The organism is Rhizobacter sp. Root1221 (assembly GCF_001425785.1).
Taxonomy (GTDB): domain Bacteria; phylum Pseudomonadota; class Gammaproteobacteria; order Burkholderiales; family Burkholderiaceae_C; genus Rhizobacter.
The window spans coordinates 1-23,233 of record NZ_LMDI01000003.1 but is presented as its reverse complement, the minus strand read 5'-3'; the positions used below and the strand labels follow the sequence as shown (position 1 = coordinate 23,233).

23 protein-coding genes are annotated in these 23,233 nt (G+C 63.5%); 19 read left to right on the top strand and 4 right to left on the bottom strand.

All coding sequences use genetic code 11. From position 1 onward, the window contains the following. Genes ASC87_RS03085 through ASC87_RS03050 form a run of 9 tightly spaced genes read left to right on the top strand, consistent with a single transcriptional unit; the run spans position 1 to position 12,430 of the window. The gene (locus tag ASC87_RS03085) at positions 1–2,958 is read left to right on the top strand and encodes a hypothetical protein (RefSeq protein WP_056656510.1); all 2,958 of its coding nucleotides are present in this window, start codon (positions 1–3) and stop codon (positions 2,956–2,958) included. A 6-nt stretch (positions 2,959–2,964) separates the two neighbouring features. Beyond that, entirely contained in the window at positions 2,965–7,260 is a 4,296-nt protein-coding gene (locus tag ASC87_RS03080) for a hypothetical protein (protein ID WP_056656507.1), read from the top strand. Positions 7,261–7,316: 56 nt separating this feature from the next. Then, positions 7,317–10,184 carry a phage tail fiber protein gene (locus ASC87_RS03075; protein ID WP_157603813.1) on the top strand — a complete coding sequence of 956 codons (2,868 nt, stop codon included), beginning with the start codon at positions 7,317–7,319 and terminating at the stop codon, positions 10,182–10,184. A 7-nt stretch (positions 10,185–10,191) separates the two neighbouring features. Continuing rightward, positions 10,192–10,491 (top strand): hypothetical protein, encoded by a 300-nt coding sequence (locus ASC87_RS31535; protein ID WP_157603812.1) that lies wholly within the window; start codon positions 10,192–10,194, stop codon positions 10,489–10,491. Beyond that, a complete protein-coding gene (locus ASC87_RS03070; RefSeq protein ID WP_056656501.1) occupies positions 10,488–11,153 on the top strand; it encodes a hypothetical protein in 666 nt (221 codons plus the stop codon). Before ASC87_RS31535 ends, ASC87_RS03070 begins: the two co-directional genes overlap by 4 nt. Positions 11,154–11,161: 8 nt before the next feature. Then, positions 11,162–11,578 carry a hypothetical protein gene (locus tag ASC87_RS03065; RefSeq protein ID WP_056656498.1) on the top strand — a complete coding sequence of 139 codons (417 nt, stop codon included), beginning with the start codon at positions 11,162–11,164 and terminating at the stop codon, positions 11,576–11,578. Next, a complete protein-coding gene (locus ASC87_RS03060) occupies positions 11,575–11,910 on the top strand; it encodes a hypothetical protein (RefSeq protein ID WP_235582032.1) in 336 nt (111 codons plus the stop codon). The genes ASC87_RS03065 and ASC87_RS03060 overlap by 4 nt, the downstream gene beginning before the upstream one ends. Continuing rightward, positions 11,907–12,191 carry a hypothetical protein gene (locus ASC87_RS03055; RefSeq protein ID WP_056656493.1) on the top strand — a complete coding sequence of 95 codons (285 nt, stop codon included), beginning with the start codon at positions 11,907–11,909 and terminating at the stop codon, positions 12,189–12,191. The genes ASC87_RS03060 and ASC87_RS03055 overlap by 4 nt, the downstream gene beginning before the upstream one ends. Further along, positions 12,188–12,430, top strand: a complete 243-nt coding sequence (locus tag ASC87_RS03050) for a hypothetical protein (RefSeq protein WP_056656490.1) — start codon at positions 12,188–12,190, stop codon at positions 12,428–12,430. Before ASC87_RS03055 ends, ASC87_RS03050 begins: the two co-directional genes overlap by 4 nt. A gap of 41 nt (positions 12,431–12,471) precedes the next feature. On the opposite strand, the gene ASC87_RS31530 is transcribed toward ASC87_RS03050, so the two are convergent. After that, on the bottom strand, positions 12,472–12,801 hold the full coding sequence (locus tag ASC87_RS31530; RefSeq protein ID WP_157603810.1) for a hypothetical protein: 330 nt from the start codon (positions 12,799–12,801) through the stop codon (positions 12,472–12,474). Positions 12,802–13,019: 218 nt separating this feature from the next. Between ASC87_RS31530 and terL the strand changes: the two genes are divergently transcribed. Continuing rightward, entirely contained in the window at positions 13,020–14,807 is a 1,788-nt protein-coding gene (terL, locus tag ASC87_RS03045; protein ID WP_200954286.1) for a phage terminase large subunit, read from the top strand. Positions 14,808–15,685: 878 nt separating this feature from the next. Here terL and ASC87_RS03030 read toward each other — a convergent pair. Next, a complete protein-coding gene (locus ASC87_RS03030) occupies positions 15,686–15,964 on the bottom strand; it encodes a hypothetical protein (RefSeq protein ID WP_157603809.1) in 279 nt (92 codons plus the stop codon). 393 nt (positions 15,965–16,357) lie between these two features. Continuing rightward, positions 16,358–17,062: a hypothetical protein gene (locus ASC87_RS03025; RefSeq protein ID WP_056656479.1), complete on the bottom strand. Its 705-nt coding sequence runs from the start codon at positions 17,060–17,062 to the stop codon at positions 16,358–16,360. 233 nt (positions 17,063–17,295) lie between these two features. Here ASC87_RS03025 and ASC87_RS03020 point away from each other — a divergent pair, with 233 nt between their 5' ends. The 8 genes from ASC87_RS03020 to ASC87_RS31525 all read left to right on the top strand — a co-directional run bounded on the left by ASC87_RS03020 (position 17,296) and on the right by ASC87_RS31525 (position 21,138). After that, positions 17,296–18,054 carry a hypothetical protein gene (locus ASC87_RS03020; protein ID WP_056656476.1) on the top strand — a complete coding sequence of 253 codons (759 nt, stop codon included), beginning with the start codon at positions 17,296–17,298 and terminating at the stop codon, positions 18,052–18,054. Positions 18,055–18,177: 123 nt separating this feature from the next. Continuing rightward, positions 18,178–18,312 (top strand): hypothetical protein, encoded by a 135-nt coding sequence (locus ASC87_RS33490; RefSeq protein WP_255358875.1) that lies wholly within the window; start codon positions 18,178–18,180, stop codon positions 18,310–18,312. Beyond that, a complete protein-coding gene (locus ASC87_RS03015; protein WP_056656473.1) occupies positions 18,309–18,500 on the top strand; it encodes a hypothetical protein in 192 nt (63 codons plus the stop codon). The genes ASC87_RS33490 and ASC87_RS03015 overlap by 4 nt, the downstream gene beginning before the upstream one ends. A 100-nt stretch (positions 18,501–18,600) precedes the next feature. Further along, positions 18,601–18,783 carry a hypothetical protein gene (locus tag ASC87_RS03010; protein ID WP_056656469.1) on the top strand — a complete coding sequence of 61 codons (183 nt, stop codon included), beginning with the start codon at positions 18,601–18,603 and terminating at the stop codon, positions 18,781–18,783. Between the two features lie 119 nt (positions 18,784–18,902). Further along, on the top strand, positions 18,903–19,262 hold the full coding sequence (locus tag ASC87_RS03005) for a hypothetical protein (RefSeq protein ID WP_056656466.1): 360 nt from the start codon (positions 18,903–18,905) through the stop codon (positions 19,260–19,262). A gap of 117 nt (positions 19,263–19,379) precedes the next feature. Then, on the top strand, positions 19,380–19,757 hold the full coding sequence (locus tag ASC87_RS03000) for a MarR family winged helix-turn-helix transcriptional regulator (protein WP_162255124.1): 378 nt from the start codon (positions 19,380–19,382) through the stop codon (positions 19,755–19,757). Then, the gene (locus tag ASC87_RS02995) at positions 19,726–20,892 is read left to right on the top strand and encodes a site-specific integrase (protein ID WP_082568347.1); all 1,167 of its coding nucleotides are present in this window, start codon (positions 19,726–19,728) and stop codon (positions 20,890–20,892) included. Before ASC87_RS03000 ends, ASC87_RS02995 begins: the two co-directional genes overlap by 32 nt. A gap of 12 nt (positions 20,893–20,904) precedes the next feature. Next, on the top strand, positions 20,905–21,138 hold the full coding sequence (locus ASC87_RS31525; protein ID WP_157603807.1) for a hypothetical protein: 234 nt from the start codon (positions 20,905–20,907) through the stop codon (positions 21,136–21,138). A 229-nt stretch (positions 21,139–21,367) separates the two neighbouring features. On the opposite strand, the gene ASC87_RS02990 is transcribed toward ASC87_RS31525, so the two are convergent. Further along, positions 21,368–21,775: a hypothetical protein gene (locus tag ASC87_RS02990; RefSeq protein WP_157603806.1), complete on the bottom strand. Its 408-nt coding sequence runs from the start codon at positions 21,773–21,775 to the stop codon at positions 21,368–21,370. Between the two features lie 195 nt (positions 21,776–21,970). Between ASC87_RS02990 and ASC87_RS31520 the strand changes: the two genes are divergently transcribed. Then, positions 21,971–22,450: a hypothetical protein gene (locus ASC87_RS31520; RefSeq protein ID WP_157603805.1), complete on the top strand. Its 480-nt coding sequence runs from the start codon at positions 21,971–21,973 to the stop codon at positions 22,448–22,450. The last annotated feature ends 783 nt before the right edge of the window (positions 22,451–23,233 follow it).

The window sequence follows — 23,233 nt, the reverse complement described above, 5'->3', positions numbered from 1 at the left end:
ATGACCGAACAGTTCCGCGTCTCCCAGCGCCCGCAGATGCGGGACCAGTCCGGCCCGGTGCGTCACACCGTCCAGGCACAGCCGGGCAACTACATGTCTGCCATGCCGAGCGGCGGGGAAGCCGAGAGCCTCATGCGGGGCCTCGCGTCCCTCAATCCGGCCCTGCAGCAGTACGGCGCTGTCCAGCAACAGCAAGCCTTGGCCGAGGCCGAGGAGACGAACCGCAAGGTGGCCCTCGAAGGGACAGCTGCAGCGCAGCACGTGGAGGTGCCCCGGGACGCCTTGACGGGTGATCCGGTGCTTCCCTCGAACGTTCCCCCGGCCTACGCTGACACCTTCCTCCAGGCGAACCGCGAGGCTCTGGCGCACCGCGTGGGGGTCGCCAACAAGCGCGACCTGGCGGTGGAGTTCAACAACCTCCGCAACACCGCCGAAGGCGTCCCTCCCGGATGGCTCATGCAGAAGCGCCAGGAGGCACTGAAGGGCATCACCGACCCCCGAGCGGTTGCGCTCATCGGGTCCCATTTCAGCGAGCTGGAAGCTCAGGTCAACGGCGAGCTGGAGCGCGACCGCATGGTCAAGCGCGAGGAGTCGGTGAACGCCAACCTCACGCAGCAGGCGGCCGACATGTTCACTCCGAACCAGACCCCTGACCAAATGTGGGCGAACTACCCGAAGTTCCGGGGCAACGTCCTGGCGAACGGAAAGACCCACAAGGAAGCCGCTCAGCTGATGTTTATGCAGCTCCACCATGCCAGCAACCAGATGGGTGGCGCACCGGAGCTGTTCGATGTGTTCGAGCAGAAGGACTCAGAGGGGATGACCCTCCGTGCGCGCAACCCGCAGCTGGCACAGGCCATCGACACCGCGAAGCAGCACGCACGCCAGACCCGCGACAAGGAGCTGATGCAGAAGTCCGAGAAGTCGCAGGCCGAGTTCCTCATGACCTACGAGTCGGACATCGACACGGTGCCGGAGAAGGTGACCATGGAGCGCATCGTGTCGGACATGACCCAGTTCGGGGCGGTTCAGTCGCCCGGCCAGGCTGCCTCGCTCTGGGCTCGGGCCCAGGACTCGCTGCGCCGCAAGGCTGCAACTGGGCAGCTCATGGGCGCCTTCGACACGGGCGAGCTATGGCAGCACAAGCCTGAGGTCCAGAACCAGATCATGGACGCCCGGATGGGCGAACTCATCGAGGGGCTGAAGATCTCCAACCGCGAGGGCAACGTGGCGGGTGTCTCGGACATAGCAGGCCGCATCATGCACCTCCAGTCCAAGGCGCAATCCACGGTCCCGTTCGGGCAGCTGCAGCGCTACATCAAGACCCTGGTCACCAACCACCCGGGCGAGAACGCGAGCACGTCCTTCAAAGCCGCTGCCGTTCTCTACAAGGCGATGTCGGTGAGTCCCGAGTACCGGAACGACTACTTCGATGAGGACACCCGCAAGGTGCTCGAAGGCTACGTCTCTGCGACCGGCAACGGAACCGACGAGAAGGCCGCCTACGTCCAGGCATACAAGGCCATCGACCCGGCAGCACGGAAGGCCGCAGAGGACTTCGTGAAGACGCCTGAGTTTCAGAAGGTGCTGAAGAACGATGTCGTGAAGAACATCGAGGGCTCCAGCTGGTGGCCGCGATGGCTGGGTGGCAACGGCCGGCCCGAGTCGCTCGGCGCTGTCCAGTCTGATGCGGCCATCGAGATTCGCGAGTGGCGCACCCGAAACCCCTTCGCCTCCGACGAGGACGCCCAGACACACCTGCAGGCGTGGACCAAGAAGAACTGGGTCGTGGACACCACCACGAGCAACCCGGTGAAGGTCCCTGCAGGGCTCGGCGGGCAGGGGGCTCAAGAGGCGCTCTCTGCGCACTCGAAGCGTGTCGCCGAGGCCCTGAAGACGGGCTCGCGAAGCGATGCGAACTGGAGCGTGCAGTACATCCCACAGGGCACGGAAGGACTCTACAGCGTGGTCGCTTTCAACGGCTCCTCGCAGCAGGCCCTCCACAACGTGGACCTCCGCACCCTGCTCGACAACGAGCGCACCCGCAAGGTCCTCTCGAAGGACGAACTGGTGGCGCTGGGCAAAGCCCGCGAGGGTCTCAAGTCCGGTTCTCTGCCGCCCCTCTCGATGGAACTGCTGGCGAAAGCTGAAGCCCTCGGGGCGTTCAAGCCGGCTGAGGTTTCCGCCTACAAGGCCGCCTCCCAGAAGCAACTGCTGGAGCGCCTCCAAACCGTCCCTCGAATGTCGCTCGGCACTCCGTCGTTCGACCGTCTTCAACCCATCGAGCGACAAGGCATGACCCCAGACCACAACCTCACGGCTCGAACTTCGCTGGAGCTGATGACCAGCCCGATGCTGCAGGGCCACATGGGATATGCCGCCTCGCTGGTCACCATGGGCGAGAGTGTTGCCCTCCGCGCCTACGATGACCCGGCGCATGGTGCCGGCAAGAACATTGGCATGGGCTACAACCTGAAGGCGAACGAGAAGAACGTCGTCTCGGACTTGAAGCGTGCCGGCGTTCCCGAGGAACGCATCGAGGGCATCCGCGACGGCAGCGTCCAGCTCACCCCCGAGCAGGCTAAGCGGCTGCTGATGGTGGCCCTACCTCGCTACGAGAAGCAGACCCAGACGGTGGCCGAAGCCGCTGCCCCGGGCCTGTGGGCAAAGATGACCCCGGCTCAACGGGCCGTGATGATCGACGTGGCCTACCAGGTCGGTGACCCGGCCAAGTTCAAGCAAGCCTGGGCAGCCCTCGCTGCCGGCGACCAAGAGACCTTCCAGAAGGAAACCAAGGTCTTCTTCACCGACCGCTCGGGAGAGCGCAAGGAAGACACCCGCCGCAACAACCTGCGGGCATCCATGCTGGCCGGACTCTCCCACTGGGAGGCGTCGGTCCAGAAGTACGGCACGCTGCCCAGCTCCAAGCTGCAGGCGGTGGCCTTGACCTCCCAGTAACCTCCAATGGCAGACCTCACCACCAACCTCCCTGGCACCACGTCGTTCGGCGTGGGCGCCATCAACCCGACCGCCAATGCGCCGGTTCCTCAAACCGACTGGCAGCTCTCCGAGCAGCGCCTGAAGCGCGAGGAGACCTCCGGCACTGGTGACTACGTCCGCTCCATCTGGCGCCAGGACGGGCTGGTGGAGGGTCTCCTCGCCAACATCGCCGGGTCGAACATGACCCCCGATGAGAAGTACAACGCCTTCACCGCGCCCGACGTGAAGGAGACCGAGGACGGCATCTGGGATGAGTTCAAGCCGCATCTCTACGGGGCACACTCGGCGGCCCACAAGGTCTACATCCGGGACCTCCTGCTGCAGAAGCAGTCGGACCTGACCCGCCTGGGCGACATGGGCTGGCAGGGCAACGTGGGACGCTTCGCACTCAACGCGGTGTTGCCAGACCAACTGCTCATGGCGATGGCCGGAGGCTGGGTCGCCAAGGGCGCCACGGCGCTGCGTTCGGCACAGGCCATGCGGGCAGCTCAAGGGGCCACCCAGCTGGGCCGTGCAGAGGCCGCCACCGCGTTCGCGGCCGGCGAGGCTACCGCTGCCACCAAAGCTCCCTCAGTGGTGGCGGGCGTGGCCTTCGGTGCTGTCGAGAACTCGGCCTACGAGGCGCTGCGCCAGAAGGTCTCCTTCGAGGACGACAGCTGGGCCATTGCAGAAGCCGGCCTGATGGGCGCGGCATTCACCGCCCCGTTCGCCCTGGCCGGCGCCAAGCAAGCCCGTCGCGTGGCGACAGTGGCCGAGCGTGAGCACAGCACCATCCGCGCCCTGGCGAAGGTCGAGCGTGGCGAGCAACTGACCCCTGAGGACGGCAAGCTCATCCGCGAGGTCCACACGGCGCACACCGCTCTGCGCGAGTTCGAGGCTGGCCGGATCGACTCGGACCAACTGGAGGCACGTCTCCACGAAGCCCACGGCCCCTTCGAGCCGCCTGAGCAGTGGATGACCCGGTACACCGAGCAGCTCCGTGCCGAGGGGCAGCAGGTCATCGACGACCTGTACCCCGTGCAGCCGAAGGAGCAGTTCGAGGACGACATGTTCAAGCTCCGTGCCCAGAACATGCTGTCCACCACCAAGCTGGCTAATGCCGGTGAGGCACACGCTTCGCGTGAGGCCATCCTGGCGGCGCGCACACAGCGAAAGCTGGAGCGCTCGAAGCGCCATGCCGAGACCGAAACTCGCAAGGCCAAGGCCCGTGAGCTGCAGGACGCCTTCGGCATGGACCAGACATCCTTCGAGGGTGGCACTCAGCTGTGGGACTTGGCCGACGACGTGCGCCTTCAGGGACCCCTGGAAGCGGCGCTGCGCAAAGCCATGGACGGGCCCCGCAAGGCGGCCGACCTGAAGACCCTGGCGAAGCAATCCAGTGACGCCCGCAAGACTGACCGCGAGTCGGCCTGGGCGAAGGCGGAGGCTGACCGCGAGGCGGCCAGGTCCCGCGACGAGGAGGCCATGATTCGCTCCCGCGAGTTGGCCCGCATGGCCGGCGAGGAGGATCCTCTGGGGGACGCGATGCGCGCTGCCGAAGCGCCGGAGGCGGTGGCCCCCAAGGCCGAGCCGGAAGCTCCTGCCGTGACGGCGGAGTCGTTCGTGGGGAAGGTGGTCCGCTGGACCGACGCCAAGACCATGGACGTGAACGAGGGCAAGGTTCTTCGAGTCTCGCCCACCGGCAAGCTGGTGGTGCAGGACGAGATGGGTGAGCTGCGTGCGGTCAACCACATGGAGGCGGACGAGTGGGCCAGCACTGGGGTGGCCCCTGAAGGTTTCCACGCGGGCTCCCACGCGGGCGCTGCACAGGCACGTGGCACGGTCATCGAGAGTACGGCCTCTGGCCGAACTGCTCTGGCGACCCGCCGCATCCCCGGCACCGACAAGGAAGTGCCGATCCGCTTCGACTACTACGCCGTGCTGAACGGCTCGCCCGTCAAGCGCATCCGCGAGCTGACCTACAAGCTGATGAAGGACCCCCTGCAAAACGACTCGTTCGACGCACAGGGAATGACTGCCTCGGAGTGGAAGGACCAGATGCAGCGGACCATCGGCGGCCGGTTCCACTTCGAGGGTCGCGAGGCGTTCCGGGAAGCGGTGAAGGCTGCACAGGTCCCGTTCTGGAAGCAGGGCGGGTTCCGCAACGAGTTCTTCGAACTGGTGTCCCGGGTCACCCGAGGCGACAGCGATGTCCTCGTGGAACACCCACAGCTGGCCCCGTCTCTCCGCCGAGCCTCGGCCGCCCAAGCTCAGGCCATGAGGTCGATGCTGGAGGAGGCCAAGAAGGCTGGGGTGAAGGGCACCGAGGGCGTGGATGTGAACGACTTCTACGTGAACCGGGTGTGGCACCACAAGGCCATCACGGAGGCCATGGTGACTCACGGCGAGGACAGTGTGGTCAAGCTCATCAGCGAGGCCATCGTGGACAAGGCCGGTGTCATCGAGCGTTTCCGCAAGTCGCCAGGGAAGGCGAACTGGTCGGACGATGCGATCCTCACGCACAAGGCGAAGCGCTTCCTGGGCGCTGTCCGTGCGCTGCAGTTCACACCGGCTCTGCAGGACATGCACCTCGCAGGCCGCGACATGGGAACCCTCCGGCGCGAGCTGGAGCTGTTGCAGGTTCCCGATGACCACATCGACGACCTCGTGGACCTCATGTTCCAGATCAAGGAGGCGACGACCTCCGAGGCCGATGCCGGCCGCACGGCCAACCTCAAGTTTCGCTTCGGCCTGGACGAGGCGACCAGCGTGGTGACCCCTCAAGGTCCCCTGAAGCTGGGCGACCTGTTCGAGAACGACTCGCGCGTGCTGGTGGACCTGTACCTGAACTCGATGGCCGGCCACACCGGGCTGGCGAAGAAGGGCATTCCTGACCGTGCAGCCTGGGCGGCCGAGCTGAAGTCCGCCAGTGACGAGGCCCTGGGCAACACCGCAATCGACGGTGCCCGTGTGGCCGACGACATGAAGCTGCTACAGGATGCGTACAACAACGTCACGGGCCGCCCGATGAGCACGGCTGACTTCAGCTACCTCGCCCGTGGCGCTGCGGCCTTCCGTGGCTACACGCGCTCCGTGATGCTGCCCCAGCTGGGCATCGCCGCTGCGTTCGAGATGAACAAGGCGGTGGCCCTCCTCGGGGCCCGGTCGCTGCTCACCCAGCTGCCGAGCTTCCGGGGTTTCCTCACGGCGGTCCGCCAGGGCTACATCCCGGACGCCGGGCTGGCGCGGGACGTGATGGCCATCACCGGCTTCGGCCAGGAGATGGCATCGAGCTACGCCCGCAAGGGCGAGCTGGAGAACGGCTTTGCCGGCCGGGCCCTCACGAGCTTCGAGGTGGCATCGAACAAGGTGTCCCACTCGGTGGATGTGTTGTCGGGCAACGCGAGCTTCACTTCGGCGACGAAGCAGATGACCGCGAAGATGACGGCGCAGAACCTGAGCGACTTCGCCCGCGGCCGCCGCAAGATGAACGACAAGGTGCGGGAACGTTGGGTCGGGCAGGGCGTGAACGCCGATGACCTGGACCAGTTCCTGGCCGACTTCAAGACCCACACGGTGGAGGAGAAGGGCGTGCTGAAGCAGATTCGGCACGAGGACTGGAACGCTGCCAACCCGGAGAGTTTCGAGACCTTCCAGACGTTCATGAGCCGTCAGGTCCGTGACGCGATTCAGGACCACGACCTTGGCGAGACGATGCCGTTCATGCACACCACGCTGGGCAAGATGTTCAGCGAGCTGAAGACCTTCTTCCTCGTGGCTCACGCGAAGAACTTCCTGAAGCAGCTCAACCACTGGGATGCCACGGCACTCCACGTGTGGACCATCGGCTTCATCGGCGAGTGCCTCGCGTACATGACCCAGACGGCCGTGAACTACCCGCACGAGCTGGAGGAGCGCCTGACGGTGGAGAAGATTGCCACCGCTGCGGGCTTCCGCATGTCAGCCGCTGGCACGGCGTCGATGCTTGTGGAAACGGGCTACCAAATCGTCAGCGGCGGGGACTCTCTGGTCTCCCCCGGCATGACGGCCAACACGGACAGCCGTTCGTTCCTGAAGACCCCTTCGCTGTCCATCGCTGGCCGGGTGTTCAACGCACCGGCCACCCTCGGTGGCATGGCGCTGGGCACCGACACGACCACGCGGAAGGAATTCCGTGACCTGTGGGGCGCAATACCCGCCTCGAACCTCTATGGCCTGAAGGCCGTGGGGAACTGGTGGGCCAGCTCGCTGCCTGCAACCCAGCCGCGTCCGGCTGACTGATTCCCCTTCCGGTGCTCCGGGAGGGGCCCCTTCTTCTCATCCCCTTCCTGCACTTCATGTACTACTCCATCACTGAGGCGGTAGGTACCGGCTCGCCCGTGTCTGTTGCCGTCCCTCCCTACATCGTCAAGGACCACATCAAGGTCTACGTTGATGGCCTCCCGACCGAAGGCTTCGATTGGGTCAACGACCAGACCATCATGGTGGTCGCTGCGCTCAACCGGCTCATCCGTGTGGTGCGGCGCACGAGTCCTGATGCGCGCCTCACGCGCTTCCTCAACGGCGTGCCGCTTCCCGGCGAAACGCTGGAGGTGGACTCGAAGCAGGCGTTCTTCCTCGCTCAGGAGGCATACGACCTCACGTTGGCTTCGGGGGGCTCCCTCGGGCAGAACCTCGGGCCAGGGGTCGAGCTGACCACCGAGGGCATCAAACAGCTCCTTGCCGGGCAGATCACGCCGAGCCTGCTGGAGCAACAGCTGCGCATGGAGATTGGACTTGTTGCCTCCGACGAGACGGTTGCAGGTTCACCTGCGTGGCGTGTCGCGCAGGAAGCTGCTGTCCGTGCGGCTGCTCTGGTGGCCGAGGCGCAGGCCCGCAACGCGGCCCTCCTTGCGGAGGCGGCTGAGCGTGGCGCTGCAATCCAGTCGGAGACTACTGAGCGGCAGGCCGCGCTGGAGTCACTGGCACAGCAGCTCGTGACCCTCACGGCGTCCCTCAACGGGGCCAATGCTGCGGTCCAGACGGAGATGACGGCCCGTGTCGATGCCGACGAGGCGCTCGGGTCTCGCATCGATACCGTCAGTGCGAGTGCGCTTGATAACGCTGCGGCCATCACGGCCGAGGCCAACGCTCGTGCGAATGCAGACAACGCCATCGCTACGGCGGTGGAGGAGGTGAAGGCCGAGCTGGAGGGCGCTGATGCAGACTTGGCCGCGCGCATCACGAGCGTGGAGAGCGCCTACGTTGACGCCGACGAAGCCAATGCCGCAGCCATCCAGACCGTGAAGGCCAGCGTGGACAACGACCTGAGCCCCCGCGTGGCCGCAGTCGAGACCACCGCGTCTACGTTTGCGTCTCGTGTGGGCACCGTCGAGTCCAACTACAGCCTCAAGGTCCAAGCTCGGGCGGACGGCAAGTTTGCCTTTGCAGGCATCGGGCTCTCGGCGACCGCTGGTGGTGCCACGCCGACTCAGTCGGAGATGCTGTTCGCAGCCGACAAGTTCACCTTCGTGCCGAGTATGGCGGACATGAACGCGGTTCCCCAGCCGTTGCTTGTCATGGGCCTCGTGAACGGACAAAACTCCCTCATTGTTCCTCCAAGCAGGTGGGGCGACCGGATGGTTGAAGCCCGCATGATCGTTGACGGCGGTATTGAGGCGCGTCACCTCAAGGTCAGTGGAGGCGGGTCTGTGCTCAACGACGACCCCAACTTTCAGGACCCGAGCGCGTGGGAGCAGTGCTGGACTCCCGCCGGCACTGTCTATGGCGCGATGCCGCTGTTCGGGACCACCGCCGTCGGCCTCAAGTCCGAGACATGCATTCGGTCCACAACCACCCCGCCTTATGGCAGCAGCTGCCTGAGAAGTAAGCGGCCGATCCCGGTGGCGGCTGGTGAGCGATACGTCCTTCGTGTACAGCTCTACGGTGTGTCGGCAGGCAACGGTTTCCCCAACGGAAACATCTACATTCGACTCGCTGGGTCTTCAACCTCGACGTTCGCGACGATCACGGAACTGCTGTCCACGGGCGAGGGCCTGATGCACACCTCGCCTTGGGCGCAGTTCCGCGTTGAGTTCACGATTCCCGCAGGCGTCATCTACGTGAAGCCGGAGCTGTTCCTCAACTGGGGAGGCACCCAGGGATACCATGCGGCTCAAGACTTCCGGCTGGAGCGGCTCATTGACAGCGCGGTCATCGTCGAGGGTGGCATCAAATCCGACCGCCTCGACACCCGCGGGCTAACGGTTAAGGACGCTGCCGGCAACGTCATCCTTGGGGCCGGCACAACACTTTCTGAAGACTACATTCCGGCAAGTGCTAAGAACAACCTGATGGATGCGTCCTGGTGGGTCCTTGGTGCTTCTCCTAGTCGCTGGGGACTCAACCCCACTGGCGACGGTGGGTCCAATACCCTGCTGCCTGCCAACAACGTGACGAACGGGTCGGAGATTCTCTGGCGGTGCGTACAGGGAGCGGGGGCAGTCAACGGCGGTGGCTGGGATGCACACCTCGCTCCGGGCAACACGATCAAGATCGACCAGAGCAAGTGCTATCGGTTCGTCATCCCGGTGTGGCGGTACGCCTCGACTTCGGCGTACTCGTACTGGGGCTGCCGCTGGGATGACGTGTCGAACCTGAACACGACGACGCCCAATCCGAATCCGTACTTCGCCGTCATCCCGCGAGGCGCCGTGGCAGGAGACCGCTGGTATCTCCTGGTCGGCTACGTCTTCCCCTACAACTCGACGGGCAACACGAACGACGGCGCTGGTGTCTACGACACGACTACTGGCGCGCGCCTCATCGCCGGGTCGAACTACCAGTGGTCAAACGGTGCAACGGTCACCGCATCCCGGGCCTACCAGTATTACGGAGATCAAGGCAGCGTCATGTGGTTCGGTAAGCCGCGCGTGGACCTTGTCGATGGAAGTGAAGTTCCCCTTGAAGCGCTGCTAGCACAGGGCGCCGTGTCGGCCCGCAACCCATTGACCGCCAGTAACGCCTCTAGCTACATCGCCAACGCTGCCATTGACCTGGCGCACATCAATAGGGCCTCCATCGGCTCCCTCTCGGCCATCACGGCCACCATCGGAACGCTTCGCACGGCCACGGGCGGAGCCCGCACCGAAATCTACGACAACGTCATCAAGGTCTACGACAGCTCAAACGTGCTGCGCGTGAAGCTGGGGAACCTCGATCTATGAGAAAGCAATGGCACACGGACTCACGCTCTATTCGAGCACTGGGGCTCTGACATTCGACTCATCCCGCTACGGCGGGGTGTTCGTCGAGTTCATCTCCTTCACCCAAGGCACATCAGGAACCAAGACCTACCCCGCGTTCACCGGCAGGACGCTGTTTGCGATGGTCGCGTACGCGGGCCAGATCAACGTGGCGACGGCCTGGAACAGTTGGACCATCAGTCACCCCTCCGGAGTTCCAACCCTCACATGGAACTACCCGGCAGCCTCTGGTGGCGTTCCGGTCAACCTCATTCTTTTCGTGCGATGACCTTCGGTCTTCAGGGATTCACCGAGGGCGGTGCGCTGCTCTACTCGACCGAAGGAAAAAGCCTTCACTTCTTGGGCGTTGCCGCCTACTCGTCCTCCCCCAGCACCTTGATGGCGAGGTACGCGATTCAGAGCGCGACCTATCCCGTGGTCCTGGCTCGAATGGCGGTCGGCGACACGCTGTGCATTCAGAACGTCTCCAACGGCGGAGGCAACACTTGGTACATAGACGTTCTCGGGCCGCAGCGAATGGGGGCGGTGTTGCTGTGCTACGGGGCGCTGACCAACGAGCCTTCTCTTGGATCGTTTGGCCTGCGCGCACTTACCTCCTCGGGTGAGGTTTCCTTCGACTCAACCCGCAACCCGCTGTGGTTGTCAGAGGTTCACACCCAGTACGGCGAAAGCCTGGCCGTTGCCAATATGTCAGCGGCGTACGCGCGCAGCTACATGTCTCCCGCCTGTTCTGTCTACGCCGCCGCGCAGCACGCGCCTGGGCCAGGTGCAGCCGGGGGAATCTTCATGCTTGGCATCAAACGCGTAGCGGGCGGGCATACATACGCATGGACCACCGCCTACGCAGGGACGACCGGCGGCAGCCCGAGTTCCACTGCGTTCCGAGTGAACAACGCCGTGTTCGTCATCGAATCCAGCGGCCTTACCTAACCCACTTCATGGCAATCATCAAACCTTTCGAGACACCACAAGGCGTCCCGGCGACGTACCACAAGATCATCAAGGCTGAGATGTTGATGGTCTCCGAAGTGATCCTCGTGACAGTGGCCGTTTACGCGTCTGCTGACGCGCGCGAAGCTGGCAAGAACGTGCTGTGGCACGAGTACCAGTCCATCCCGTTCGCAGCGCTCACGCAGGATCCACGCGACCTTCTCTACCCAATGCTGGCGATGTACGGGGACAGCTTCCTCCGGGGCGGTGAGCCGGACGCTGAGGGCTCCTCCTCCCCTGGCAACTTCGAGATCAACTTGAAACCTGAGGCGCTGCAGCCAACACCCCCGGTGTTGCTGAGCCCGGCACTGCCTGTGGAAATCGTTGAGCCTCCGCTGCCACCTCCGCCTCCGATCCAAGGATGATGGTGCGCGCCCCCAAGTCCCTCCGCATTGGAGGGCGCGAGTGGCGCATCCGGTTCCGCCGCCTGTCCTCTCTCGGTGATGCCTACGGGCTCACGCACTACGACAAGGGGCTGCTGGACGTTGCGTCTGGCCTCGGCTCCTTCGACACCCGCGACACCCTCCTTCATGAGGCCATGCACGCCATCCTGGCGCAGCAAGGTCGAACGACCTTCGGCAACGAGGACGAGGAGTTGTATGTCCGCGCCCTGGCTACGGGCCTCGTGGGTGTCCTGCAAGACAACCCTGACTTCGCCCAATGGCTCATCCAACCAATCAGCAAGAAAGCCGAATGACCCCGCAGTCCCATCCTCTCAGCTTCATTGCCATCCTGGCGGCCATCGGTGCCGCCATCGGCCTGGGCAAGCTGCTGAACTCCGACGAGAAGATCACGCCGCGCATTGTGTTCGGCCGTGCCCTCGTCAACGCCGGCATCGGTGCTGCGGCTGGCGCCGCGTCCCTCCTTTTCCCGTCCGCTGACCCCATCGTGTTGTACGGCCTCGCGGCCGGGCTGGCATCGCTGGGCACCAGTGGTGTCGAGATGCTCCTGAAGAAGAAGCTTGGGGGTGGTGAGTGAGCACCGGCAAGAAGGCCAGCAGCCACGAGCTGAACGACCTCCATGCCCTCGTGGCCCGCGAGCTTGCCCGCAAGATCAAGGCAGGCGAGGCGACATCGGCCGACTTCAGCGCCGCCATCAAGTTCTTGAAGGACAACGGCATCGAGGCCCAAGTGATGCCTGACAACCCGCTCGGCCAGCTCGGCGTTGCCATCACTGAGGGTCTGCCCTTCGCTGGCACTGACGGCCCCTCGCATTGACGCTGCTGCTGCGTCACAGTACGGCGCAGCAGCAACGATGGTCAGGGGCGAATCAGCACCCACCCAAGAGCCGCCAACACGCTGCCCAAACCAGCGATTACCGCAGGCGGGTACGGCCAACCGAGCTTGAACGATGCGAAGGCTAGAGCAATCGCAGCGATTGCCAGCAAGGTGGATGCCCTTCTGCGTCGCACCAACATTCGGACCGCAGCGATGTACAGGGACAGTATTCCGACAAGCCATACGAACGCGGCCGGTATGTTGACGCTGCCGGAGCGAACCAGTTCCAGTGAATGTCCGGCGTAGGCGGCTGCAAGAGCTAAGTGAATAAGAGCTGTAGCACCGAAGACAAGGCTCTCAAGTTGATTCATCGGCCTTTCGGTAGGTCGATCCATATCGTTCCCCTATGTGTATTTGGAATCGGCGTCCTTACCACTAGGCAAGACGCCGAGAGCATAGCGCCAAACCCGCGCGCATCACCGCTCACACGAACGCTCTGAGCCCCTGTAGGGGCCTGGAGCGCCTACCCCTGCACCCCGCTTCGCTGGGCCCTCCACGGGCCTGCGAGGGCTACTCCTGCGTGTCTCATTTGACCCAACTTACACCGGTCGCTCAAGCGGTCCAGCAGCAGCTGAACCCGATCCTGAACGACTTCCGAAACTTCGTGTTCGTGCTGTGGAAGCACCTGAGGCTGAAAGAGCCAACGGGCATCCAGTACGACATCGCATCGTTCCTTCAGCACGGCCCCCGCCGTCGCATCATCCAGGCGTTCCGAGGCATCGGAAAGTCGTGGATCACCGCCGCGTTCGTCCTGTGGCGACTCTGCAGGAACCCCAATGAGCGCATCCTGGTCGTCTCGGCCAACGAGGACCGCGCTACCCAGTTCACCACGTTCTGTCGCCGACTCATCGAGGAGGCTCCGTTCCTGCGCCACCTGGCCCCGAAGAAGGGCACCCGTGACTCAGCACTGGCCTTCGACGTGTCCGGCTCGATGGCCCACCAGTCACCGTCGCTGCGGGCCGCTGGCATCACCGGCCAAATCACTGGCGGTCGAGCTTCTCTCATCGTCCCTGACGACGTGGAGGTCCCGAAGAACTCCCTAACGCAGACCATGCGTGACCGGCTGTCCGAGGCCGTGAAGGAGTTCGACGCCATCATGATGTCCGAGGACGACCTGGCGCAGCTGGGCCTCGGGGCGGGCGAGGTGGTCTTCCTGGGCACGCCACAGACCGAGGCGACCATCTACCGGGCGCTGGAGCAGCGTGGCTACGTGACACGAATCTGGCCGGCGCGCTACCCCGACGAGAAGATGCAGGTGCTCTACGGGGACCGCCTCGCGCCCTCGCTGGTCGAGCACCTGAAGGCCGACTCCACGCTGGCCTACAAGCACGGGATCGAGGGCGCCAAACGGGGCGCTTCAACGGAGCCTCGCCGGTTCCCTGACCTGGACCTGGTGGAGCGTGAGCTGTCCTACGGGCGCTCTGGCTTCGCGCTGCAGTTCATGTTGAATCCCAGCTTGGCCGACATGGACCGCTACCCGCTGAAGATGGCGGACATGATGGTCCTCGACTGCGACCCGAAGCTGGCCCCCATTCAGTGCGTGTGGGCCAATAGCCCGGAGCTGGTCCGCTCGGACCTTCCTCAGGTGGGCATGACAGGGGACCGCCTGCACCGCCCCATGTTCATCGCCAAGGATCACTACCTGCCCTACACGGGCGTGGTCATGTCCATCGACCCGGCAGGGCGGGGCAGCGACGAGCTGGCCTATGCCATCGTCGCGATGCTCAACGGCTACCTGTTCGTGCTCCGCGTGAAGGGCCTCACCGGGGGCTACACGGACGAGAACCTGGAACTGCTGGCCCATGAGGCCAAGCGCTTCGGGGTGAACGACATCGTAGTGGAGTCCAACTTCGGTGACGGCATGTTCACGAAGCTGCTCCTACCGTTCCTCACCCGCATCCACCCGTGTCACGTCGAGGAGGTCAATAGCTCGAAGCAGAAGGAGCTGCGGATCATCGACACGCTGGAGCCGGTCCTCAACCAGCACCGCCTGGTCATCGACTCCAAGCTCGTGAAGGACGACCACGAGAACTACAACCACTACTCGGACGAACTGGCACCCCGCTACCAACTGCTCTACCAGCTAACCCGGATCACCAAGGACAAGGGCTCGCTCGCCAAGGACGACCGCCTGGATGCCTTGGCGATGGCCGTGAAGTATTGGGTGGAGGTCATGGACAAGGATGTGACCAGGGTCCAGGAGGAGCACCGGGAGGCGCTCCGCATGGCCGAGATTGAGCGGTTCATCGAGGCCAGCGGGCAGGGCGGGAATAGCTGCGGTATCGTGGACTCGTTCCTGGGCGGTGTAGCTGCTTAGGCTCTCACGTGCGCGGCTTTTCTTGTCCGATGGAAAGCCAGTTGAGGAAGGTCTCTCCTTTGTGCTGCTCAAGCCCGAGAAGGCTCTCGGCCCCACAGTGCTCACACTCGACGCCGATGGTGAGTCCATGACGCCGAGAGCTGGGATTCCCGCTCATGTTTTCGTCAACAGCGACTTTCCCGCCGCCAATGCTGGCATGCAACCCAGGCCGGTCCTCGCGGCACTCGTAAACGTCAACAGGACCGTGATGCAGATTGGGCCCACCACACCTTGGGCAGAGCAGGAGTGATCCATAACCGTTGTCAACTCGGTCTTCGAGTTCGACGTGCTTCGTGACGTTACCCATTGGTCGCTCCGGATGTTTGTGCGCAGGTTCATTTTGCCCGAAGTGCGTCGACCAAATCGCTCGCAGGATCAACGACTTGCGCGACTCCCTCGACTCGGTGGTGGGCTAAACCCCACCCCTCGCCGAGGGAGTCCTCCTTCTCCCCTTAAGGTGTACCTAAAGGGGCGCCTGGAGGGCTTCTCTGCTACCGATAGGTAGACTGGCGGCCATGAGGGCGACGGTGCTACGGCTGCGGGCAGACGGTAAGAAGCTGACCAAGGAGCAGGTGGAATCCACCAAGCCTTCGGAAGGTGTCCTGAGCCTAAGTGGCTACCGCCTCGACGGAGTGCCAGACGTCCGATACGCCGCAACCCTCCGGGGTGGCGACTCCCCTGGTGCCATGGACCTCATCCCTGCGCTCTACGGGGCCACGGTACGAGCGATCAAGGGCCCCAACATGCTCATCTCAGGGTTCGAGGTTCATCCGCGCCTAGGACTCCCGGCAGTGCGCTCGAAGCAGGCTTGGTGGGTGCGGGTGAAAGGGCCCTGAAGGTTACTTAACTCCTCGAAGCAGGTAGGCGAGCACCATGCCCCAAGTTCCGATGCGAACCCCGGCAAGGGTGACGGCGAACCACGAGTTCAGGCGGAACTCACGCTCTCGCGTCCGGAAGTGCGCTTCGTTGATAGCCACCAGAAAGAAGCCCATGCCTGCCGCGAGCACCACAGAGGCGTAGGTGAACCAGATGGGGACAGGACCGGATCTCGTCCACGCCCACCTTGCAACGCCGAAGAACACAGCGGAAATGCCCGTGTTCCGGTAGTAGTCGAACATGAGCTTCACAAACGCTTCGTCGTGAATCTGGCTCCAGGTCGATCTTTTTGGTTTCGTAGGTTCCATGTGACGTGCTGGCTGAAGTGCGCATAGTTCACCACAAAAATTCGAGGCCTCATCTGATGAGCACAGGCGCCGCGCTTCCCCCGTGCCGGGTGCCTTTCCTAAGCGCATGACGCCGGGCGCGGGCACCTCTCGGGCCACCACATGGGCACAGGGTGGGCACCACACTGGCACCACCGTGGCACCACACGCGCCAAGTGCTTGATTCATAACGGACACCAGCGGATCACCGATCCGTAGAACAGGGCACCAGAGATAGGTATGTGGTCGGGGTGCACAGCGAGGCGCATCGGGTTGCCTACTGCTGCCGTGTGGTGGCCCGAATGCAGGCTAACCCTGCTCTTCCGTCTGTTTGACCGCACCTGTTTTTTCTCTGAAGCGGCGCACTACGCCCCAGACCCTCACACACTCATCGCGGACGAACCTCGCAGGCGACCGAGAAGGCGCAATGTGTGGCACCAACATGCCTGTGAGCAAGCGTTCCGCGCGCTCGAACAGTTCAGTGATTTCGTCCTCTTTGCCTCCTCGAACAAGCTTCGCCTCAAGGCCTGCCAGATAGCTGTGTGGCGACCAATCCTGATTCGGGGATTGATTCTGGTCCGTGCAGAATTCGATTTCGGAGGCAGTGCTTCGAATCTTCGCGACAGCGCGGCGCACTAGGTGGAAGGGGTCGTCTGCCGACCCAGGAAAATGTGCCAGAAAGCTGGGCTTTAGGGCATAGAACTCTGAAAGCAATCCGGTGTTGTCGTCGACACGCTTCATGAGCATCGAGGCGGTACTCATGGCACCCAGGCGGGTACCCACGACGCCTGCAAAATCACTTGCAGCCTTCTCTGTTGGTCGGATTTCGTGGAGAACCTCGCGGACGTGGAAGAACTTGACGAGCACGGATTCGGCTAGATCGGTGCGACGTTTGCCAACGTACTCGCTCCGCCATGCTTCGACACCGCCTGCAACCTTCAAGGCTGCATAGCAAACTCCAATGACCTGCGCGGACTTTAAGACCAGCTCAATGGTGGTGGTGATGTCGTTCATGCGGAGAGGCTAACGCATGATTCGACCCGAATCGACAACCATCCCGTATTGACAACGGTCGCAGATCATGGCACAGTTCAACCCATCGCAGCAACCCGCCGCGACAACGAACCACCAAGGAACTGCAATGACCCTCATTCTCCTCGCCTGCATCGTCACCGGCTCGGCCCTCTCTGTGCCCGTCATCCGCACCCTTCGTACGTTCTAAAGTCCCGTTTCGGCAACGATCCATCATGAGCAACAAACAACCCACCGGCTTCGTTCTGTACCAAGGGCCCAGCATGCTCGACGGTGCGCCCATCGTGGCAATCGCTACTGGCTTTGCTCGACGCTCCAGCAACGCGAAGACCGGGGACATGGTCCAGACCTACATCATCCGGGCCGATGTGGCGCCCACTGAGGCCGCGAAGACGGGGCAGGACGTGAGCGTGTGCGGTGACTGCAAGCAGCGGCCCGCGAACGGTGGCGCCTGCTACGTCACCTTGATGCATGGCCCGCTTTCGGTCTTCAAGGGGCACCAGCGGGGCATCTATCCGGTTGCCCAGGATGCCGAATCCATCGCGGCCCTTGGTGACGGGCGCATGGTGCGCCTCGGGACCTACGGTGACCCGGCAGCGGTGCCCGCGTGGGTGTGGCAGTCCTTGGTGTCTCGTGCTGTCGGTCGCACCGGCTACACGCACCAGTGGCGCAATGAGGCACTGCCGGTGGCCCATCGGGACGCGCTGCGGGCCCTCGTGATGGCCTCGGCGGACAACCTTGAAGAGGCCCAGGAGGCACGCGCAAAGGGCATGCGGTACTTCCGCATTCGCCTCGCCACCGAACCGCTGCAGGCCCGGGAGTTCGTGTGCCCAGCGAGCGAGGAGGCAGGCAAGCGCACCGATTGCGCCAGCTGTGGAGCTTGCAACGGCACCCAGCGAGAGGCCCAGGCATCGCCCGTCATCGTCGTCCACGGCTCCAAGGCTCGCCGCTTTGAAGCCCAACGTGCGACCTAACTGTCCCATATCGGCAACCGTCCCGCAAAGCGATGGTGCTCAGCCGAGAGGCCCAGAGCTTCCCGGGTGCGCATCCCGCGACCACCACCGCCCACCTTTGGGCCCACCCCACGGAGAACCATCATGTCCCTCATCGAGTTCCTGAACGCCGCTGCTGATGCTGTGGCCTTGTTCGAGCCTGACGTTCTGCACCCGTACGACGACACCGCGTACGCCCTCGCAGAGGCCCAGCAGCACGCGAAGGAGTGCGCGCAATGATCCGCCTGGAACTCACGGAAGCCCAGTTCACTTCGCTCCTTCGGCACGTCGAGTTCGCTCTGGACGAGCACGAATACAGAGTGGTCGAGTGGGCGGGGGAGGACGATGTCGAGACGGAAGCAACGCGCGCCCAACTCGCGAACGACTGCCTCGCCTTGCTGACTCTGCTGAAAATGGCACGGTCATGAGCCCCGCCGCTGCAACTTTTGGCGGCGGCTGCTTGCTGCTATGTGCCGTGGCCGTGGTTCTCCTCGCCGCCTCAGTCGCGTCGTCCGTTAAGGACCTCAAGTGACCGCCGACAAGCCCACCCCGCAGGATGCCCAAGAGGCCCGCATGCGTGCCCTGGACCGCGCTGCAATCGACCGCATGCGCTTCAGCCAGCGCCGGACCCGGCACGCCTCGGCGATGAGCGAGGACGGCTACCGGCAAGCCCTCAGGGAGACCCGTTCGCGCCGCCTTGGAGCGCCCTGAGCGGCAGCCCCCGAGTCGCTCAAAAACCTCCAGCTGGTGTGCATTCGTGCCACCGGCTGGCTCACCTTTTGAGCCACCCACCAGCCGACAATCGTCACCAACAACCCCACGAAAGCCACATGCAACTCCACGAAATCAAATCCGACCTCGCAGTTTCTACTTTCGACATCATCAATGCCTCGCGTGTGGCCGCAGAGCATTCGATCCATTGCGCTTTCACGGACAGCCCGCATCGGGCCCGCATGCGCCTCCTGCTGGAGGGCGCCGGATTCACCGGAGCGGAAGTCCGCGTAGCGTTCCTTAAGGGCGACGGTTCGCTGCGCTACATGCGCTGCTTGCCGACTCCGGGTGCCGATGGGACGGCACGCTACGTGACTGTCCAGGACCTGGACCTGTCTGAGGAGTCCGGCAGGACGGTCCACCGCCGCGTATGCCTCGACTCAGTTGCGGGAATCACCGTCCGCTTCCGTCCGATGTGATGAGGCGGGGGTAGGGGGCCAGGGTGAATGGCCCCAATTTGCACCACCGCTTCGGCATCTATCCCGCATCATGGACAATTGCACTCATCCGCATCTGCTAACCCTAGAGAGACCAGCATGGCAAAGAGTGAAGTTAGCCCTATCCGCGTTCTTGGCGCCTCGATGGCGTTCATTGAGGCGCTGACCAAACACACAGGAATCACCGACTTTGAATCGCAGCAGATGCGCCTGCTCTTGTCCCTCTACATCCACGGCGAACTGAACCAGCTCGACCTGGAGCGCTACACGGGCGTCAAGAAGTCCTCCAACAGCCGCAACATTGCGCGCCTGGGGGACGGCGAGAAGCCCACCATCAAGCGCGGCCCGGGTTGGGTGGAGTCCTTCGAGGACCCCGAGAACCGCCGCACCAAGCTCGTCCGCCTGACGCCCACCGGGCGCAAGCTGCTGGAGAAGGTCGCGGCGGATGTCGGCCACTTGTTCGCCGCACCGCAGTAACACGTTCAATCCACATCGTTCTGGAGACCACCACCGCATGAAAGTCCGGTATTTCGAGAAGCGCGGCAACACCTGGGCCGACTTCCGCATCAACGGCGACCGCAAGCGCATGGACACGGGCGCCCCTTGGGGCGACCAGAAGGGGGCCGAGGCAGCGATGCCAAGGCTCATCGCCAAGGCCATGCAGGAGCAGCAGGAAGGCACCAGTCGAGCCGCTGCATTGTCCAATGGTCCCTCATCTCGGACGGTTGCCGTAATGCACGAAGGTCCGTCCCTCAAGGACGCCTTCAAGCTCGGCATGAAGGTCCGCGAGCAGTGGATCGCGTCGAAGGACAAGAAGACCATCGGGCAGACCTTCGAGGCCATCGTTGCCAGCACGGACAAGCTCACCATGGAGAGCCCCTGCGGCATCCTCACGCGGGACTTCGTACGCGAGCTGCGGGCGGTCTGGCTGAAGGCGCCGGGCAAGCGCCAGGGCACCACGCTGTCGCACTCGACCATCAACCACCGTCTGTCACTGCTGTCGGCCCTGCTGGAGGTCTGCGACCTTCCACCACATACCGTCAAGCACCTGTCCACCAAGGGCCGCAACCGCAAACGCCGCGTGAGCGATGCCGAGGTGGGTGCGATGCAGGGCTGGCTGCGTGGCTCGAAGAAGAAGGGCGCCGAGTCAATGTGCGCACTCATCACCCTGGGCCTGGAGGTCGGCGCCCGGCAGTCCGAGCTGCTTGACCTCGACTGGCGCGACGTGCGGGGCGATGAGGTGACCTTTCGGGAGACCAAGAACGGGGAGACACGCACCGTTCCCCTCAGTCCAGTCGCCCACGCGGTTCTGGAGGCCCGCAGGAGCCTCACGGCACCTTTCTCGGACCTCGATCAGGACCGGGTGACGGCCCTCTGGGACGAAGCCCGCCGTGGCATCGGCCTCCAGGACGACACGGAGTTCGTCTTCCACGCGCTGCGACACGAGTTCGGCTCGCGGCTGTCCGACAAGGGCGAGAGCGCCTTCACCATCATGGTCCTCATGGGGCACGCCGACATCAGCACCACCCAGGTGTATGTCAAGGCGTCCATGGGTGCCCTGCGTCGAGCTGTGGGGGCTGCACCGCCCGCCGACAGCGTTTCCGCCAACTGATACAGGACCCCCATGAAAGTCCCTCACATCACCCGCGTTCTTGCCTCGCTGACCCTCGGCGCTTGTTCCACCGTCCAGCTGACTCCGGAGGAGCATGCCCTGGCGATGCGCTCCGATTCCTGTGTCAACCCAGCCTTTCGGGTCAAACCGGTGTGGTGTCCCGAGCCGAAGAACCCGCGCGCATTGCCGCTGGAAACCATCAGCATGCCGCGAGGTGCAGTGGTCCACGGCCGCATCATTCCGTGATTTTCTGAACTCGGACGGTTGCCAAGGCGGAGTCGAGTGTTCGAGTCACTCAGGGCCCACCATAAAATCTCGACGATAAGCCGGTAGCGACCACTAAGTTGCTACCGGCTTTCTCGTTTCTGGTGCCACATTTGGTGCCACGTCGCGCTGTGAGGCGCTGCATTAAATACGCCCAAAGTGACGCCCCTACTGGCGATGCCGCTGGTGCCTCCGGTGCCAGCATTGACGTTCAAGATGCGCTTCGATGAAGAAGCAGGCCAGGACCATTCGTTGGGATGCCCGCACCCACGTCGGATCGGAAGTCCGGCGCACGATCGGCGCAGCTCGCATCGGCTCGGCGGCCGACGCTGCTGTCCGAGGGCCGTGCGATGGACGACGGCGCCACGACCTCGCAGTGCAGGCCCTGTGCGGTGAGGCGGCGCCAGATGACGAAGCCGCAGGGGCCGGCCTCGTAGACGATGTGCAGCGGGTGGCCCCGGCTGACCAGGCGGCGCACGGCCTTGTCGAGCGAGGCCAGGTCGCCCGCGGTCGTCCCGACGTGCCGAATCTCCCCGTCTCGAGGTGCATCGGCGGTGGCAAGATCGATGCTGTCCTTGTGGACGTCCAGCCCGACAAACAAAGTGCTAGATTTATCCATGGCCCGTCTCCTCGCAAATCTGCAACGCCCCGGCAGCCCGTCTGCCGGGTGCCTTGGTGTAGCTCGGTGGGCCTCCGGTCCGCAACCTACGGCATCGCTGGAGTCGGGCCACCCCTGTTCGCGAAGCCATCATGTCTAGGATCGAGAGTGCGAGAGGCGTCGAGCCCGTCCCCGGCCGGAATTCCTAAAGCGTTCATGAAAGCATCTGCTGCTAGAAAGCTCGGCTGCATCGATGCCGTCGTATTTCTTGTACTTTGGCTCTCAGTCCTCGCAGCTTCCGCATCTGAACCCTGGTCCGACTTGTTTGACGATATCGTTCTACTGGGGGCGGCCTCCGGTTTTGTCGGTTGGCGCGGCACAGTTGTTTTGCTGCGCCATCAGCCCAAGGCCGTGCCGATTCGGTGCGCATTGTTGGAGGGGGCTGCTCTGGGTGCAATTTTTTACTTCCTAGTCTCCGTTTGGCTCTTCTACCCCCTCTTTGATTTCACCGCCATGGGAGCTTCTGGCGACCAAATACCGATACTCCCATCGAGCTTTCTTCTAATGGGCACAGCCTTCTTCGTCGGGCTTGGCGCCGGATTCGGTGCACTCAATGGCTTAGTCCTATATTGCGTTCTGAATCGCCTGCTTGTCAGATTGTTTCTTGCGCTCGACACAAGGGCGATGCCAAACTGAGGGAAGTTTATTGGTCAGGCGTGTGTCCGGTGGCTATCAGCGATTTCTGGAAGATCGTCTTTGAATGGTCCTCCAGCGTAATGATTTCCGGTATGTCTAGTGGGCTGCCGAACCCATCCACCGAGCGGACGTCAACAAAAGTTTGGCGAACTCGTGTCGGCTGCCCGTCCTCGGCGGTCAGCGGACGGGCAGCTGGGGATCGGTGCACGTGCCAGCGCCGGATCGTGCGTTGATGGTGGGTGTTCGACTGAGAGCAAGCGATGCAATACATGGCCCGTAGGACGGTAAGAGCGAAAGATGCGACCGGGAACGAATTCGATATGGAGCTCGAAGTCGGGGTGCCAATCCAGAAAGGCTTGCATCAATGGGGATGCGAAGTTCGGGTTACGGGCATGTTCGAACCAGCCCGTGCCATCTATGGAATGGACTCATGGCAAGCTGTGCAGCTGGCGTTTCAGTTCATCTCAAGAATGTTGGAAGACTTTGTCTCTCGGGGCGGAAAGCTGTACTGGCAAGAGAGCATGGAACCTCTGACCGTTGGCGGGCTATTTGCCTCGACCAAGCCATAGGGTTCGTCCGTTGAACGCGACGCCTACCTCATCCATCGAGCGGACAGCTTCGGGCGGGCTTCGCCCGCCCACAGTCGCCGCTCATGTCAAGCGTTAGGTGTGAACGTAAGCTCCCCCGTCAAGTAGACAGCCCATTCCTGGAGTCTGCGACGGTGGTCAGCCTGGGCAGGAACTTGCGCGGTGGCAGCCCGCCCAGTGCGTCGTGAGGTCGGTG

Bases quoted from the DNA above. Each gene is read 5' to 3' on its own strand.
- ASC87_RS03085 (WP_056656510.1), top strand. From the start codon at position 1: ATGACCGAACAGTTCCGCGTCTCCCAGCGCCCGCAGATGCGGGACCAG.
- ASC87_RS03080 (WP_056656507.1), top strand. From the start codon at position 2,965: ATGGCAGACCTCACCACCAACCTCCCTGGCACCACGTCGTTCGGCGTG.
- ASC87_RS03075 (WP_157603813.1), top strand. From the start codon at position 7,317: ATGTACTACTCCATCACTGAGGCGGTAGGTACCGGCTCGCCCGTGTCT.
- ASC87_RS31535 (WP_157603812.1), top strand. From the start codon at position 10,192: ATGGCACACGGACTCACGCTCTATTCGAGCACTGGGGCTCTGACATTC.
- ASC87_RS03070 (WP_056656501.1), top strand. From the start codon at position 10,488: ATGACCTTCGGTCTTCAGGGATTCACCGAGGGCGGTGCGCTGCTCTAC.
- ASC87_RS03065 (WP_056656498.1), top strand. From the start codon at position 11,162: ATGGCAATCATCAAACCTTTCGAGACACCACAAGGCGTCCCGGCGACG.
- ASC87_RS03060 (WP_235582032.1), top strand. From the start codon at position 11,575: ATGATGGTGCGCGCCCCCAAGTCCCTCCGCATTGGAGGGCGCGAGTGG.
- ASC87_RS03055 (WP_056656493.1), top strand. From the start codon at position 11,907: ATGACCCCGCAGTCCCATCCTCTCAGCTTCATTGCCATCCTGGCGGCC.
- ASC87_RS31530 (WP_157603810.1), bottom strand. From the start codon at position 12,801: ATGAATCAACTTGAGAGCCTTGTCTTCGGTGCTACAGCTCTTATTCAC.
- ASC87_RS03030 (WP_157603809.1), bottom strand. From the start codon at position 15,964: ATGTTCGACTACTACCGGAACACGGGCATTTCCGCTGTGTTCTTCGGC.
- ASC87_RS03025 (WP_056656479.1), bottom strand. From the start codon at position 17,062: ATGAACGACATCACCACCACCATTGAGCTGGTCTTAAAGTCCGCGCAG.
- ASC87_RS03020 (WP_056656476.1), top strand. From the start codon at position 17,296: ATGAGCAACAAACAACCCACCGGCTTCGTTCTGTACCAAGGGCCCAGC.
- ASC87_RS33490 (WP_255358875.1), top strand. From the start codon at position 18,178: ATGTCCCTCATCGAGTTCCTGAACGCCGCTGCTGATGCTGTGGCCTTG.
- ASC87_RS03015 (WP_056656473.1), top strand. From the start codon at position 18,309: ATGATCCGCCTGGAACTCACGGAAGCCCAGTTCACTTCGCTCCTTCGG.
- ASC87_RS03005 (WP_056656466.1), top strand. From the start codon at position 18,903: ATGCAACTCCACGAAATCAAATCCGACCTCGCAGTTTCTACTTTCGAC.
- ASC87_RS03000 (WP_162255124.1), top strand. From the start codon at position 19,380: ATGGCAAAGAGTGAAGTTAGCCCTATCCGCGTTCTTGGCGCCTCGATG.
- ASC87_RS02995 (WP_082568347.1), top strand. From the start codon at position 19,726: ATGTCGGCCACTTGTTCGCCGCACCGCAGTAACACGTTCAATCCACAT.
- ASC87_RS31525 (WP_157603807.1), top strand. From the start codon at position 20,905: ATGAAAGTCCCTCACATCACCCGCGTTCTTGCCTCGCTGACCCTCGGC.
- ASC87_RS02990 (WP_157603806.1), bottom strand. From the start codon at position 21,775: ATGGATAAATCTAGCACTTTGTTTGTCGGGCTGGACGTCCACAAGGAC.
- ASC87_RS31520 (WP_157603805.1), top strand. From the start codon at position 21,971: ATGAAAGCATCTGCTGCTAGAAAGCTCGGCTGCATCGATGCCGTCGTA.